A 14,117-nucleotide genomic window follows, 5' to 3' on the forward strand; every position below is an offset into this window, starting at 1 on the left:
ATGTCCTTAACGCTTTGGCTGCGCGGGTGCGCAAGCGTTCGTTATTTTTTTGCGCCTCCTGGCAGAACGCTGGCCAACACTTGCTTGGCGGTTTGCACAATCACCCCGGCTTCATCCGGGTCGCCTTTGAGCAACGTGGTGGCGAACTTTTTGGCCTGTTCCAGCTTGATATGCGGGGGAAGTGGCGGCACGTTGGGGTCGGTCTTGAACTCGATCAGCACCGGTACATCCGAGGCCAACGCCTGTTCCCAGGCCGCAGCCACATCTTCCTCGCGATCGACGAAAATCCCCTTCAGCCCCAGCGAAATCGCAAACAGGTGATACGGCACGTCAGGAATAGTTTGCGAAGCCTTAAACTTGGGGTCGCCTTCCATCACGCGCTGCTCCCAAGTGACCTGGTTCAGGTCTTCATTGTTGAACACCGCACAGATCCAGTTAGGGCTCTGCCACTGCCGCCAGTATTTGGCCACGGTGATAAGTTCGGCCATGTTGTTCATCTGCATCGCGCCGTCGCCCACCAGCGCGATCACGGTGTTCTGCGGCTGCGCAAACTTGGCGGCGATGGCGTACGGCACGGCAGCCCCCATGGACGCCAAGCCACCGGACAGGGAACATTGCATGCCACGGCGGATCTTCAAGTCGCGGGCATACCAGTTGGCACAGGAGCCGGAATCGCTGGTGATGATGGAGTGGTCGGGCAGGCGTGGAGACAGCTCGTAGACCACGCGTTGCGGGTTGATCGGTTTGGCTTTTACCAGGGCGCGTTTCTCCAGGGTTTTCTCCCAGCTAGCACACCAACCCTCGACCTTTTTGCGCCATTTACGCTGAGTCTTGTGGGTGAGCAACGGCAACAACGCAGCCAGGGTCTCGGCGGCATCGCCCACCAGATTCACCTCCATGGGATAACGCAGGCTTAACATGTCGGGTTGCAGGTCAATCTGCACCCCACGGGCCTGGCCTTCCTTGGGCAGGAACTCTGAGTAAGGAAAACCCGAGCCGATCATCAACAAGGTGTCGCATTCGGTCATCAGCTTGTAGCTGGGCTCGGTGCCCAACAGGCCGATGCTGCCGGTAACCCAGGGCAAATCGTCAGGGACTGCAGCCTTGCCGAGTAACGCCTTGGCCACCCCGGCGCCAAGCGCTTCGGCGACGGCGATGACTTCATCGGTGGCCGCCAGCGCCCCTGCGCCGACGAGAATCGCAACTTTCTCACCGGCATTCAGCACGTCTGCGGCGCGCTGTAGATCCGCCTCATACGGCACCACTCGCGGCTTTGAATAACCCACCCCCGAGTGCACTGTGCCGTGGGCCCTGACGGGCGGTTCGTAGGTCGCCTCCTGCAAATCGTTGGGCAGGATGATCGCCGTCACTCGGCGCTCACCGACCGCGGTGCGTACGGCCCGGTCCACCAAGTGACGCACCTGGGATGGCACCGTAGCCTGCTGCACAAATGCCCCTGCCACATCCTTGAACATCGACACCAGGTCCAGCTCCTGCTGGTAATGCCCCCCAAGCGCCGCCCGCGCCTGCTGCCCGACAATCGCCAGCACCGGCATATGGTCCATTCGCGCGTCATAGAGCCCGGTGATCAGGTGCGAGGCTCCTGGCCCTGAAGTCGCGATACAAACGCCCAGCTCTCCCGTAAATTTGGCGTGGGCCGACGCCATGAACGCGGCCATTTCCTCATGACGGGCCTGAATGAATTCGATCTTGCCCTGCGCCCGGCTCAACGCGCCGAATACACCATTGATACCGTCACCCGGATAACCAAAGATTCGGGTAACGCCCCATTGGCTGAGCCGCTCAACCAGAAAGTCGCCTACTGTCGTCGTCATCGAATGCCTCGCTTCATTCAAAGAATGGGTTTGCCACCTGTTACGCCGTAGCGTTCACCGGAGATATAACTGCCCTCATCCGACGCCAGCAGCACGTAAATGGGCGAGACTTCGACTGGCTGCCCGGGGCGTCCCAGCGGTGTATTTCCACCAAAGTTCTTGACGGACTCCTCGGTCATCGTCGATACGATCAATGGCGTCCAGATTGGCCCGGGCGCCACACTGTTGACGCGAATACCGCGCTTGCCGAGCATCTGCGCCAGGCCCGCAGTGAAGTTGGCGATCGCGCCTTTGCTCGCCGCATACGGCAACAGCGTTGGGTTGGGCGCATCGGAATTGACCGAGCTGGTGTTGATGATCGAACTGCCTTCGGCCATGTGCGGCAGCGCTGCCTTGCAGATGCGAAACATCGCGGTGACGTTGACGTTAAAGGTCTTTAGCCAATCCTTGTCAGGGATGTCTTCCAGACTGTCGTAGGTCATCTGGAACGCCGCGTTATTGACCAGCACATCGATGCGTCCGAACTTCTCCACGGTGTCAGCGACGATCGCCGTGCACTGATCCGCGTTGCCCAGGTCACCGGGTAGCAACAGGCATTGACGACCCGCCGCCTCGACCCACCGCGCGGTTTCCTTGGCGTCTTCATGCTCATCCAGATAGGAGACCGCCACGTCCGCGCCTTCGCGTGCAAAGGCGATGGCCACCGCACGCCCGATGCCGCTGTCGGCCCCGGTGATCAAGGCTACTTTGTTGGCGAGTCGACCCGAGCCTTTGTAGGTCTGCTCACCGCAATCGGGCATTGGATCCATCTTGCGCTGTTGACCGGGTACGGGCTGCTCTTGCGCCTTGAAAGGTGGTTTTGGGTAACTGTTCATCGGTCTCCCTCCTGGCTGTTATTACTTTTGCGAGGGTTGGCCGGGAAGGTAAGTTCAGACGGATTTTGAAAAAATCAGATAACCGTTCAGGCGCACGAGCGCCATTCTTCGATCCGAATAAACCTTCTGAATAATGGGCGCCTCAACCGCAGCGTAGTACTTCGTAGAATTGGCTAATTGCGTCGAGGCGTTCTGCTGCACGCAGGTTTTCAGCTATATTTATTTAGCTTTCGGTCAAGCCATAACACTCGTTTAAGTTCGCGCCCCTCCACACGCTCTTCACGTGCGCAGTTAACCAAGCTAACAAGGTCGGTATTTATGAAGTCTGCCCCCCTGCGGTCCCCTAACGTTCCGCAACGCAAAGATCTGATTCCAAGCGACCTGAGTTTTCCGGTGGTAGGGATTGGCGCGTCGGCGGGCGGGCTGCAGGCGGTGAAGGCGTTCTTTGAGCACATGCCCAAAGACTGCGGCATGGCATTTGTAGTGATCCTGCACCTGTCCCCCGATCATCAAAGTGTGGCGGACCAGGTCATCCAGGAGTCAACCCGCATGCCGGTGTCGCAGGTCAATGACACCACGCCCATAGAAAAAAATCGGGTGTATGTCATCTCGCCTGCACACCTCCTAAGCATGAACGATGGCTATTTGTCAGTATCGCCAACGTTGCGCGAAGGTGGTTCGCATATCGCTATTGACCTATTTTTTCGCGATCTGGCCGACACGCACAAAGAGCGGGCGTTTTGCCTGATTCTGTCTGGGACCGGCTCAGACGGCGCGGTGGGCCTGTCTCGGATCAAGGAGCAAGGCGGGATCACTCTGGTACAAAGCCCGGAAGATGCAGAGTTCGATGGTATGCCGTTGGCTGCCATCGAAACGCAAATGGCCGATCTCGTGCTTCCGGTGGTGGAAATGCCGCAGAAATTGCTGGAGCTGTGGTGCAATGCTCAATCGATCATCCTGCCCACCGCCGGCGATCCCGAAATCAATACCACCCCGCCCGCCACCGAACGCGATGCCGCCGTTGCGGAGCAGTTATTGCTGGACATCCTGATTCAGCTACGCGCCAGTACCGGGCACGACTTTAAGCACTACAAGCGTGCCACAGTGTTGCGCCGTATTGAGCGTCGCTTGCAAGTAACCGCGCAGCCTGACCTGGCGTCCTATTACAACTTCCTCCAAGGACACCCAGACGAAACCGCGGCGTTACTCGGCGATATGCTGATCGGCGTGACCAACTTCTTCCGCGACCGCGAAGCCTTTGAAGCACTTGAACGCGACGTGATACCTAACTTGGTGAAGTCGCTCGAAGACAGCGTGCCGCACCGTGAGGAGGTGCGCATCTGGTCGGCCGGCTGCTCCACCGGCGAAGAAGCCTACAGCCTCGCGATGCTGGTGGCCGAGCAACTGGCGCTGGATGCCAGCGGTGCCAAGATGCAGGTGTTTGCCACTGATATTGACGAGCGCGCAATCACCCACGGCCGCAACGGCGTATACCCCGAGGCGATCATCACCGACGTACCGCCACCGCGGCTGCGCCAGTACTTCGCCAAAGAGAAAAACCAGCACTACCGGGTACGCAAGGAAATTCGCGAGAAGGTCTTGTTCGCCAAACACAGCCTGCTGGCTGATCCGCCGTTCTCCCAGATCGACCTGATCGTGTGCCGCAACCTGTTGATCTACCTGGACCGCGAAGTGCAACGCGACATCCTGCAGATGTTCCACTTTGCGCTGCGCCCCGGTGGCTATCTGTTCCTCGGTTCCTCGGAATCGGCCGACGGTTGCCTGGACCTGTTTGTACCGGTGGACAAACGAAACCGCATTTTTCGGGTGCGTGCCGGCTCCTCCGCTATGCGCCGCGCCCCAACCATGCCGCGAGGCGGCTACCTGCGCCCAAGCACCGCGTCGATTGGGACTGAAATCAAGGCGCCCAGCAAAGTTTCGTTCGCGGATATCCACCTGCGCGCCTTGGAAAAAGCCGCGCCACCCAGCGTAATCGTCGATATCCACGCCGACATCCTGCACATGAGCGAAGGTGCCGGGCGGTTCTTGCGCTATGTCGCCGGGGAAGTTACTCACAATCTGTTGGCCCTGGTTCATCCCGACCTGCGCCTCGACATCCGCACCACACTCTTCCAGGTCCAGCAATCGAATATGCCTGTGACCTCCCGCAAAGTCCGCGTCCAGCGCGAGCAGGGCTCCTTCATGGTGGACATTACCGCCTGCCCTTATCGCGATGACGCGACCGAAAGCGACTATGTGCTGGTGATCTTCCAGGAAAGCGAAACCGACCCACAACAGGCTGATACCAGCGCCGTCAGCCATGCTGAAAACGCCATCCTGCGCAACCTTGAGCGGGAGCTGCAACGCACCAAGCTGCACTTACAGGACACCATCGAACAGTCGGAAGTCTCAAGCGAGGAGCTCAAGGCCTCGAACGAAGAAATGCAGGCGGTCAATGAAGAGTTGCGTTCGGCCACCGAAGAACTGGAAACCAGCAAGGAAGAACTGCAGTCGATCAATGAGGAGCTGTTGACCGTCAACTATGAACTCAAAACCAAGGTAGAAGAGACCGACAAGGTCAATGACTACCTGACCAACCTGATCGCCTCCACCGATATCGCCACCGTATTCGTCGACCGCAATATGCGCATCCGGTGGTTCACGCCACGTGCCACCGATATTTTCAGCATGCTCCCAGTGGACACCGGACGCTCGTTGATGGACATCACGCACCGCCTGGATTACCCGGAAATCACTGAAGACGCTGCGACTGTGTTTGAGTCGCTGAGCATCATCGAGCGGGAAATCAGCAGTAAGGACGATCGCTGGTACATCGCACGATTGTTGCCCTACCGTTCCAGCGAGGATCATATCGACGGCACGGTGCTGACCTTCATCGATATCACCAAACGACGCCAGGCAGAGGAGGAACTGCGCCTAGGGGAAGAGCGCATGCGCCTGGTGGCCGAGAGTACCCACGACTTTGCAATTATCATCCTTGATGACCACGGTGCCATCACCGATTGGAACACCGGTGCAGAGCTGATCTTCGGCTACAGTAAGGGCGAAGTGCTGGGCGCCTATTACGACTTGATTTTTTCACCGGAGGATCGCACCGCCGGCGTACCTGAGAGCGAGCTACGCGCGGCGCGCGAACATGGTCGGGGTGAAGACGAGCGCTGGCACGTGCGCAAGGATGGCAGCCGGTTCTACTGCAGCGGTGAGGTCACACAGCTCAAGAGCGACAGCTTGCAGGGCTACGTCAAAATCGCCCGCGACCTCACCGGCCACAAACGCACCCAGGATGAGCAAAGCCAGCGCCTGATGGAAACTCAGACGAAGAGCCATCTTAAGGACGAGTTCTTCGCCGTTATGTCGCACGAACTCAAGCATCCACTGAACCTGATCCAACTGAACGCGGATTTACTGCGTCGCTTACCCGCTACCAAGGCGGCGGGTCCGGCGATCAAAGCCGTGAATACAATCTGCGAGGCAGTGTCCAGCCAGGCGCGAATCATTGACGACCTGCTGGATGTCGCCCGGGTGCGCACGGGCAAGCTCAAGCTGAAAAAACAACAGGTTGATCTGATTCGCACGTTGCAGGATATCCATGGCGTAGTGCTCGCCGACGGCCATCATCGTCAGGTCACGATGCATACGCCTTCGGATCATGGCCCCCTGATCGTCGACGTCGACCCGACGCGCATTGAGCAAGTGATCTGGAACCTGGTCAATAACGCCCTCAAATTCACCCCGGAGGGCGGTCAGGTGCAGTTGGTGCTGAGCCGCTCAGAGGGACGCGCGCAGTTGGATGTGATCGACAGTGGTATCGGCTTGGCAGATGACAGCCGCGAGAAGATCTTTGATCTGTTCGGGCAGGCAGAAAACCAGCACCAGACGCATCAGCGCGAGGGCCTTGGCATAGGGTTGTCCTTGGTACGCCAATTGGTGGAGGCTCACGAAGGCTCGGTCAGTGTCCATTCCAGGGGGCTGGGTTTTGGCTGCACCTTCTCGATATGGCTGCCGCTTTGCGAACAACAGGATCATCTGCAACTTGCTGACGCTGAACAGGACGAGGGTGAACGTCTGCACGGCGTCAAGGTGTTGCTGGTGGATGACTCTGCCGAAGTGCTCGAAGTGCTGGATTTGTTGCTGGAGATGGAAGGCGCTCAGGTTAGCGCCTTCAATGACCCACAGACTGCGCTGGAAACTGCCCGCGATGCACAGTACGACTTGATCATCTCTGACATTGGCATGCCGAAAATGAATGGCCATGAGCTGATGCAGAAGCTGCGTACGATAGGCCACCTGCGCCAGGTGCCCGCCATTGCCCTCACAGGCTACGGTGCCGGCAGTGACCAGAAGAAGGCGGCTGAGTCGGGCTTTAGTACCCATCTCAGCAAACCGGTCGCCCATGAGTCGTTGATTGATCTCATCGAAAAACTCTGTCGCTTACGGCGTTAGTCTGGATCTATTCAGAAGGAATGACGGAAATTTTTCCGTTGCGCTCAAGGATCGCGAATTTGATCTGATTGATCTCCAAGATGCCTTGAGCGGATCGGGCGGCTTCAAGAATATCGCTTTCATCTAATCGCGCACGCTTGAGGCGCTCATGGAGCACATTGCCATGCTCGACGACTATCGTCGGGCCGCCATCAAGCAGGCGGGAAAACCAGCGTGAACGCTGTTTGACCAGTGAAAAACCAATGTCTATTGCAATCAGCGTTGCGATCACCAGCACCGCATTGGTCAGCGAAAAGTCGTCGCCCAGCAAAGCCTGCTGGGTCGCCTCGCCGATGACCATCAACAGCACCAGGTCGAAGGTGGTCAGCTCCGCAAGCGAACGTCGACCAGCGACCTTGAACAGGATCATCAATACTATGTAGATAGCAGCGGCCCGTAACACCGAATCCATGATACCCCCTAGGGATAAATGAACTGTGAGAAACCTAATGAGGCGCCGGTTGGCAGCGAAACGCGAGTCGTAAAACTGCCCACACCGTCGCTGCGCACCGTCAGGTGCACGATCGCCTGTCCCGCGTTGTCGCTGAGCACCCAGAGCCTTACGCCCTCGCCGGCGGCACTCGCCTTTAATGGTTGCGGTTGAAGCATTTCAATTTCAAAGCCGCGCAACAATTCCCCACTGATTTCGACTTCGAGCGGTTCGCGGGGTTTGCCCTGGAGATGGACGATCAACTCATCGGAAGAGCCATTGCGCAGGAACCGCTGGTACTCGACGCGCAGTTGCCCATCGGCAGTGCGGCCCTCTGCGCTGCTCAGCGGCCCTTTGGAGAATACCCCTGCCAAGGTGAGCCCGATCAGCGTTACCAAGCCGTACCAGCCCATTCGCTCGAAGCACCAGACCTTGCGTTGCAAGACCATGTCCTCATCGACCGGGTAATTGCGGCTGTGCAGATCCCGATGAACAGGCTCCTTCATACGGTCCCTTGATCAACCCTTACTGTGTTCTGGAGAGGACGGACCTTTGGTGATGCCACGCGGACCCGCAATCGCCCAAATAGCCAACCCCGCAAACGGTAATACTGCGACCAACGCCGTCCAACCCGCCTTGCTGCCCGTGCTGTTATCGCTACGCCAGACGCTATTGAGGACCCATAAGTCCAGCAACAGCAGAATGACCATCAGGCCAATCCAGAAATAGGTAACTTGCATGACGTACCTCCCGGTTACTGGTTATAAGTTGTTAGGTCTGAGGCGCGGCGATGAGGTTCAGTTTTTTTGAGATGGCGAAGCGTCGATCTAAAAAGGCGATAATTTAGGCGCAGCTGAATCGCTGAATTAATCGATATTTAAGAGAAAACCAATTTGATACAAGGGCCTCGCAAGCTTGTCACACCACCATAGAGAGACCTGCTGATGAAGGATTGAAGCCATGCAACACAATAACAGCCACACAAAAATGATGGCCTGCCGGCAGTTGGCCATGGAGCAAAATCAAAAGCTTTTCAACCAGGCCAATGCCCTTAGCAACAGCGCATTCGACTTGCTGGAGCACCCTGATTTCGATAGCGAAATGTTTGATGAATATCTGCGCCTTCGCGGCAAAGCCGAAGCGCTTTTCCGTGAAGCGATTGATCATCTCGGCGTGCTCAATAAATATTTCCCAGCGCCCACAATAAGCGCGGCGGCAAAGGACGGAAAAGTTGCCAAGCGCGAGAAGGAAGTGGCGTGATGAAAGACTCTCAGCGCGCGTGGGACCTGGCAATGGTGCTAATCGCAAATGGTAAGATCCCTTTCGATCCCGCCAATTTGGACGGATCGGTGAAAATACTCTCGCGACATTTGGAAGCGCTGGAAACGGCACTTCATAAGAAGGCGATTCTGGCAGATAAACCGGTTGCCCGAACTATGCACCACGAACACTTGCCCATGCTCGGTGGTCGCAAACCTGAGTTGGTGAGTTCCTCCACGCCAACCAGTGACGCTCGCCATATAAAGGATGCCACACTCCCATGATCGCGTGTGCCTACGACCAACCGCGCACACGCTAAATCGACATTACAAAGCTGTGCCGCTAAGAAGAGCAGATTCGAACAAACTTTGCCGGTGTGCGATGAAGAAATGCTGCAAACCGCCTGAACGGGATGATCGCAGCACAATCGACCTGGCTTAATGTGGCTCGTCTGCGCGTAGATCCCCCATTCATGCCAAGAAGGTTAACGCAAGCACTTGAAGGAAATTGTCCGGCGCATGAACGCCTTTGATTTATCTTTCATCCCGTCGCGTATCTCTGGAGCCGCCAATACCCAAACAGCGACTAGTTATCCAAGTATTCTCAATATCCACTCTTATAAAGTGTCGTCTGATCTCGATTTTACTAGGTTTTCAAAAATAACGGTTCGTGACAGGTTCACCGCAAAATCACCGTGACCCTCATCTTCCAAGCGAGCTATCAGTTCGGCGAGAAGCTGAAGGAACAGGCGTATGCCAGAGATGGGGCTTATGGCACCGTATCTGTGTGCGACGTGATAGCTCATGTTTACCTCACGTATTAGTTGTCTAACCGCCTTAGTCTGTTTTAACCCTTAGAATTGCTCGCTAGAAATTAGCCAAAATTTCAAATGAGCTATGACTGGCTTGAGCATCAAAGTAATCAGATCATTTTGCCATAACGCAAATATTTAGAAATAAAGTCTTTGGCCGATAGCTCGCCATTTCATCTGGCTGCTTTCGACCCTAAGCAGCCGGTAAAGACCTGTAGAAATTGGCCAAGATTGGCCGATCCATGGGTGGAATAAATCTGTCCCTGCTTCCCAAACTAGACGGTGCCGCTGACGAAATCTGTATGAACACCGGGTGAATCAGGACAACATCCGGTCACAGCCAGTAAACTGCGGGCCGGAGCTGGATCAGGGAGAGCGCTATATGTACATAGGTGAACTTGCCACGTTGTCGGGGTGCACTCCCAAAGCCATTCGTTTGTATGAGCAACTGGGCCTGCTGACCCCACAGCGCCGTGGCAGTTATCGGCTGTACACGGCCCATCATTTGACGCTGGTTCAGATGATCCGCACTGCCCAGGCGGTGGGGTTCAAACTGGGGGAGATGAGCGAGTTGCTGGCTGCCAAGCAGCATCAGGCACCGTTTCCCCTGGCGCTGGCCAATCAGGGCATCGAGGTCAAGCGCCTGGAGCTGCAAGCGCAGATCCAGGCCTTGCAGAATCGGGAGCAGCACCTGACGCAGTTGCAACAACAGATCAACCAGCAATTCGCCCCCACGTCAGTGCCCGGCGCTGCGCCTGGTATCAGCGTGCCAATAGGTGCGCAAACGCCTGCTTGAGAGCGTCCTGCGGCGAGCGCGGCTGGTAGCCCAGTTCATTGATAGCCTTGTCGATGCAGTAGACCTGGCGCACCCCATAAAACATCTGCACCTGGCTGAGCAGCAATTCGGCTGGCTGACCGGTGTACCGTGCCCGCTGTTCTTGCAGCCAGGCGATCAGCAACAGCAAGGCTTTTGGTGCGCGGCGCGGCAGTCGATACCCGGGGTATAGCGTGTTGAGTGCCTCGATCACCTCAACCAGTGATGAAGCCCGCTGATTGGCGAGTATGTAGCGCTGGCCGGGACGGCCTTTTTCAGCGGCGCGGATCAGACCGTCGGCCACGTCGCGCACATCGACAAAGTTAAAATAAAAGTTCGGGTCCAGCACCAGCTTGCGCGCCAGCACGGCCGCAAGAAATCCCATAGTGTCGGTCAGCCGCGTGGCATGAGGGCCGATGATTGCCGAGGGCAACACCGTGACCATCGGCAGGTCATAGGCCTGGGCGGTCTCCCAGGCAGCGCGTTCAGAGAGGATTTTTGAGCGGTAGTACGGGTTGTTCTGATCGGTGTTCCAGCTGTTTTCATCCAGGCGTTGGCCGTTGTGTCCAACCGCTGCCACGGAGCTGACATAGACCACGCGCCGGACCCCGGCCTCTGCGGCGGCCCGCAGCACATTACGCGTACCTTGTACGTTGACGTCGACGATCTCGGCGTGTGGGTTCCTCGCCCAGTGTTTGAACACTGCCGCTACCTGGTACAGCACGTCCACCCCTTGCAGGGCCTGGCGCAGTGAGTCAGGGTCCTGCAGTTCGGCGCGTACCACGTGGCAGTCGAGCCCGTTCAGGGCTGGGCTTCGGTCCGGGTCACGGACCCCGGCGCGCACTTGTTGCCCTCGGGCGAGCAGTGCCCGGATCAAGGTGTTTCCCAGATGCCCATTGGCACCGGTGACCATCGATAGCGTATTCATGGATTGCCTTATCCGCTGACGACGGAACCTGAAATAGATAAGGCAGGGTATGGGTTGCCCCAAGGGACAGAGTCAAGCGCTGGCGTCAGGCCCGTCTAAGGTGACAGCAAAGGGGCTTCACCAGGGGTCTCCATCGCACCGGTTTTTCTAGACGTATCCACCGTCCGCATTTGGTCGATTACTGCCGTTCGTGACGGGCAGCTATCGGCCCAGAGTGTGCAAAAACGCTTCGCCAAAATTGAAGTGTCCGCGTCTACGTTAAATCTGAAATTTATCGGCACGTCTGCAGATGTGGATTTCGCGTAGAAACGCGATTTCCAGTCCAGTTTTGAGCACCTGACGTGCTCAAAAACGTTTTTACACAGCCTCGGCCAGAAGCAGCCCATCGCGATCAGAAACGTTTGACGACAACGCGTCGCTCTCGCACTCTGTTTTGCTCCCTATTCCTCACTAGGCTTCCCTATGTCATTCGCAACCGTAGTGCTGCTTGACTCCTGGCCACAGCCGAGTACGTCGCCCGAACCCATCGTGTTTGCCACGGACACGCAGCTATGTTTACGGTATTGCACCGCTGGGGAAGAAATAGCTTTAATCCATTTTCCCCTAGTTAAAAAAATTCAGTTCGGCTCACCAAACGACGAGGCTTTGGGTGGTCATCCGCTTATTGGACTTGGCCTCAAGCATTACCAAATTCATCGAATAGATAATTCGCCTTGGCTAGCAGAGCTTGAGCAGAGAAACGCCATTCATCCGCGACACGATAGACAGCGGTTTCTAAAAGATGCCATCCATTATGTCTTCACGTTTCAGGACTCTACCCTGGAATGCATCGTAATTGAGGGGCAGTTCTGGCATCCAAAAGTACAAGTCTTTACCTCGGAGCAGAAGGCAAGGGATGCCTGGCGCGAATTGATAAATGACGTGGGCGCATGATCCGAATAGTCACGAGTGGATGCCCGCTTTGGGTCGGAGGTCGCCTGACCCGACCGGCGGCTTTTGGCCGTCTGCTGCCTGTCGCATCGGCAGCTTTTGGCGAATGCTGCCCCCTCATCATGCCCTTAACTCACGGGTGGCTCAGGACATCCGCCTCCCCCACTGCTACGCTTTCGGCTCTTTCATTGGAGTCGAAACGATGCCCACTGAATATTCACTGCCTGATGTCCTTGAGCGTATGTACCAAAACCAGCTCGCCTTAGAAGCGGCGGTGATGGAGTTGACGTTATGGATTGAGCGCCAGGGTACGACGGACACAGGCGACAATGTCCGCGGCGCGCTACAAACGATTGGAGAGAACGCCGGACACATCAAACAAGGCTTTGCAAAACTGAAAGCCCGAGGCCCACACTAATTAAGCTGTCCACGACGTTCCGCATGCCACTGCCTTGCTTGGACTATCTGGGCATAAAGTCCGGGCCATCTGTCCGGCACATAGGATGACCCCACACTTTACAGTCCGTCAGATACAAATCCCAAACTATGTGCTGGCAGGTAAAATGGCATAATATGCCAATAGTCGAAAGGTCCTGTATGACCAGAGCTGGAGCTAATCATGGCGACGCGAAACGTTGTGCTCACCCCCCACCACGAACAGGTTATCCAAGACCTTGTGCAGTCTGGCCGTTATCAGAATGCCAGCGAAGTGATGCGGGAAGGTTTGCGGCTATTGGAACAGCGTGTCGCCGAAGACACCGCCAAAATTGAGGCCCTGCGTCTGACGACCTCTATCGGCATCATGGACTTTGAGCAAGGGCGCTTTACTCAGTTGAACGAACGGGATCTGGAGCACTACCTCGAGGGCTTGAGCCTGGAGGCAGCCCTTCCCGCGCGCGAGAAGCACTGACATGCCGCAGTATCGGATTTCGAACGCGGCGCGCGCCGACATTGTCGACATCCTCAGGCTCTCCCAAGCGCAGTTCGGCGATCAAGCACGCCAGCGGTATCAGGCGCTGATCCTCGCGGCGCTGCGAGCGATCGCCGACACGCCTTATCGCATTGGCAGCTACGAACGCGATGAGCTGGCACCGGGCCTTCGCAGCTATCACCTCATCTATTCACGACAGCAGGCCAAACAGCCCCATGGGGCGGTCAAGAGCCCTCGCCATATTGTGTTTTATCGTGTAGCAAGCGCCGACGTGATCGAGGTCGTCCGACTTCTTCATGACGCCATGGAAGGGCAACTGCACCTGCCCAACGACTGATCGCCAACCTAGCTCAAAGGCTTAGCTGGCAATGAACAGCGAAGGTAAGGCGCCCGCATCTATATGCAACCTGAGCGCCCTCGCTGCCATCCGACTCCGTGCCCCGTTGAAGCGAGAGGTTCTGGGGCCGACCGGACTATTGAGACCCATGATCAGAGGCACGATGCTCAGCGTTGCGTACCACGTTGAATGCTGAACAACCGCTCCTAAGGCGCTTTCCGCGGCCAGGCGCCTGGCATTACGCTCCTGCTGCCGACGGACATGCAGATCGATGCCCCTAGCAACCATCCAGTGTCCTGGCGACATCACACAGAGCACGAGCATCTCGCGAGTCAATTTCAGGATAGGTGTTGAGAAACAGACCCGACAACTGCGCTTAAGGATATCGACTTATTACTCATATCCTCTTCCGAACGACCAAGGACTCGCCAAATACGGGTTGCTCATCCAGCATACGGAGGCG

The 14,117-nt window shown here is 56.8% G+C and carries 14 protein-coding genes; 8 read left to right on the plus strand and 6 right to left on the minus strand.

The features are described 5' to 3' along the window. Positions 1–41 precede the first annotated feature (41 nt). On the minus strand, positions 42–1,835 hold the full coding sequence (locus tag AB4N82_RS25495; RefSeq protein WP_460103689.1) for a thiamine pyrophosphate-requiring protein: 1,794 nt from the start codon (positions 1,833–1,835) through the stop codon (positions 42–44). 17 nt (positions 1,836–1,852) lie between these two features. Next, positions 1,853–2,710: an SDR family oxidoreductase gene (locus AB4N82_RS25500; RefSeq protein ID WP_460103692.1), complete on the minus strand. Its 858-nt coding sequence runs from the start codon at positions 2,708–2,710 to the stop codon at positions 1,853–1,855. Positions 2,711–3,028: 318 nt separating this feature from the next. Here AB4N82_RS25500 and AB4N82_RS25505 point away from each other — a divergent pair, with 318 nt between their 5' ends. Beyond that, positions 3,029–7,174, plus strand: a complete 4,146-nt coding sequence (locus AB4N82_RS25505; RefSeq protein WP_460103695.1) for a CheR family methyltransferase — start codon at positions 3,029–3,031, stop codon at positions 7,172–7,174. 7 nt (positions 7,175–7,181) lie between these two features. On the opposite strand, the gene AB4N82_RS25510 is transcribed toward AB4N82_RS25505, so the two are convergent. Genes AB4N82_RS25510 through AB4N82_RS25520 form a run of 3 tightly spaced genes read right to left on the minus strand, consistent with a single transcriptional unit; the run spans position 7,182 to position 8,383 of the window. Next, positions 7,182–7,625 (minus strand): DUF421 domain-containing protein, encoded by a 444-nt coding sequence (locus tag AB4N82_RS25510; RefSeq protein WP_069787818.1) that lies wholly within the window; start codon positions 7,623–7,625, stop codon positions 7,182–7,184. Between the two features lie 8 nt (positions 7,626–7,633). Then, entirely contained in the window at positions 7,634–8,149 is a 516-nt protein-coding gene (locus AB4N82_RS25515; RefSeq protein ID WP_460103698.1) for a hypothetical protein, read from the minus strand. A gap of 12 nt (positions 8,150–8,161) precedes the next feature. Continuing rightward, positions 8,162–8,383: a PLDc N-terminal domain-containing protein gene (locus AB4N82_RS25520; protein ID WP_069787820.1), complete on the minus strand. Its 222-nt coding sequence runs from the start codon at positions 8,381–8,383 to the stop codon at positions 8,162–8,164. A gap of 220 nt (positions 8,384–8,603) precedes the next feature. Between AB4N82_RS25520 and AB4N82_RS25525 the strand changes: the two genes are divergently transcribed. The 3 genes from AB4N82_RS25525 to AB4N82_RS25535 all read left to right on the plus strand — a co-directional run bounded on the left by AB4N82_RS25525 (position 8,604) and on the right by AB4N82_RS25535 (position 10,510). Then, positions 8,604–8,903, plus strand: coding sequence for a hypothetical protein (locus tag AB4N82_RS25525; RefSeq protein WP_123477341.1), 300 nt, complete (start codon positions 8,604–8,606; stop codon positions 8,901–8,903). Further along, entirely contained in the window at positions 8,903–9,187 is a 285-nt protein-coding gene (locus AB4N82_RS25530; RefSeq protein WP_123477339.1) for a hypothetical protein, read from the plus strand. Before AB4N82_RS25525 ends, AB4N82_RS25530 begins: the two co-directional genes overlap by 1 nt. A 909-nt stretch (positions 9,188–10,096) precedes the next feature. Next, positions 10,097–10,510 (plus strand): MerR family transcriptional regulator, encoded by a 414-nt coding sequence (locus AB4N82_RS25535; protein ID WP_069787823.1) that lies wholly within the window; start codon positions 10,097–10,099, stop codon positions 10,508–10,510. On the opposite strand, the gene AB4N82_RS25540 is transcribed toward AB4N82_RS25535, so the two are convergent. After that, complete coding sequence (locus tag AB4N82_RS25540) at positions 10,476–11,456, minus strand: NAD-dependent epimerase/dehydratase family protein (RefSeq protein WP_244160698.1); 981 nt, start codon at positions 11,454–11,456, stop codon at positions 10,476–10,478. The two genes, AB4N82_RS25535 and AB4N82_RS25540, sit on opposite strands and share 35 nt — an antisense overlap. 462 nt (positions 11,457–11,918) lie before the next feature. On the opposite strand from AB4N82_RS25540, the gene AB4N82_RS25545 reads away from it, so the two are divergent. From AB4N82_RS25545 to AB4N82_RS25560, 4 genes are all read left to right on the plus strand, one after another. Further along, positions 11,919–12,389 carry a hypothetical protein gene (locus AB4N82_RS25545; RefSeq protein WP_460103703.1) on the plus strand — a complete coding sequence of 157 codons (471 nt, stop codon included), beginning with the start codon at positions 11,919–11,921 and terminating at the stop codon, positions 12,387–12,389. Positions 12,390–12,588: 199 nt separating this feature from the next. Next, on the plus strand, positions 12,589–12,804 hold the full coding sequence (locus tag AB4N82_RS25550) for a hypothetical protein (protein WP_053139072.1): 216 nt from the start codon (positions 12,589–12,591) through the stop codon (positions 12,802–12,804). 201 nt (positions 12,805–13,005) lie between these two features. Further along, the gene (locus tag AB4N82_RS25555; RefSeq protein WP_460103706.1) at positions 13,006–13,296 is read left to right on the plus strand and encodes a type II toxin-antitoxin system ParD family antitoxin; all 291 of its coding nucleotides are present in this window, start codon (positions 13,006–13,008) and stop codon (positions 13,294–13,296) included. A 1-nt stretch (position 13,297) separates the two neighbouring features. Then, a complete protein-coding gene (locus tag AB4N82_RS25560) occupies positions 13,298–13,654 on the plus strand; it encodes a type II toxin-antitoxin system RelE/ParE family toxin (RefSeq protein WP_053139068.1) in 357 nt (118 codons plus the stop codon). Positions 13,655–14,117: the final 463 nt, after the last annotated feature.

The sequence above is a fragment of the Pseudomonas sp. H1_D04 genome (genome assembly GCF_054683855.1).

Bases quoted from the DNA above. Each gene is read 5' to 3' on its own strand.
- AB4N82_RS25560 (WP_053139068.1), top strand. From the start codon at position 13,298: ATGCCGCAGTATCGGATTTCGAACGCGGCGCGCGCCGACATTGTCGAC.
- AB4N82_RS25505 (WP_460103695.1), top strand. From the start codon at position 3,029: ATGAAGTCTGCCCCCCTGCGGTCCCCTAACGTTCCGCAACGCAAAGAT.
- AB4N82_RS25520 (WP_069787820.1), bottom strand. From the start codon at position 8,383: ATGCAAGTTACCTATTTCTGGATTGGCCTGATGGTCATTCTGCTGTTG.
- AB4N82_RS25510 (WP_069787818.1), bottom strand. From the start codon at position 7,625: ATGGATTCGGTGTTACGGGCCGCTGCTATCTACATAGTATTGATGATC.
- AB4N82_RS25540 (WP_244160698.1), bottom strand. From the start codon at position 11,456: ATGAATACGCTATCGATGGTCACCGGTGCCAATGGGCATCTGGGAAAC.
- AB4N82_RS25530 (WP_123477339.1), top strand. From the start codon at position 8,903: ATGAAAGACTCTCAGCGCGCGTGGGACCTGGCAATGGTGCTAATCGCA.
- AB4N82_RS25495 (WP_460103689.1), bottom strand. From the start codon at position 1,835: ATGACGACGACAGTAGGCGACTTTCTGGTTGAGCGGCTCAGCCAATGG.
- AB4N82_RS25555 (WP_460103706.1), top strand. From the start codon at position 13,006: ATGGCGACGCGAAACGTTGTGCTCACCCCCCACCACGAACAGGTTATC.
- AB4N82_RS25525 (WP_123477341.1), top strand. From the start codon at position 8,604: ATGCAACACAATAACAGCCACACAAAAATGATGGCCTGCCGGCAGTTG.
- AB4N82_RS25535 (WP_069787823.1), top strand. From the start codon at position 10,097: ATGTACATAGGTGAACTTGCCACGTTGTCGGGGTGCACTCCCAAAGCC.
- AB4N82_RS25500 (WP_460103692.1), bottom strand. From the start codon at position 2,710: ATGAACAGTTACCCAAAACCACCTTTCAAGGCGCAAGAGCAGCCCGTA.
- AB4N82_RS25515 (WP_460103698.1), bottom strand. From the start codon at position 8,149: ATGAAGGAGCCTGTTCATCGGGATCTGCACAGCCGCAATTACCCGGTC.
- AB4N82_RS25545 (WP_460103703.1), top strand. From the start codon at position 11,919: ATGTCATTCGCAACCGTAGTGCTGCTTGACTCCTGGCCACAGCCGAGT.
- AB4N82_RS25550 (WP_053139072.1), top strand. From the start codon at position 12,589: ATGCCCACTGAATATTCACTGCCTGATGTCCTTGAGCGTATGTACCAA.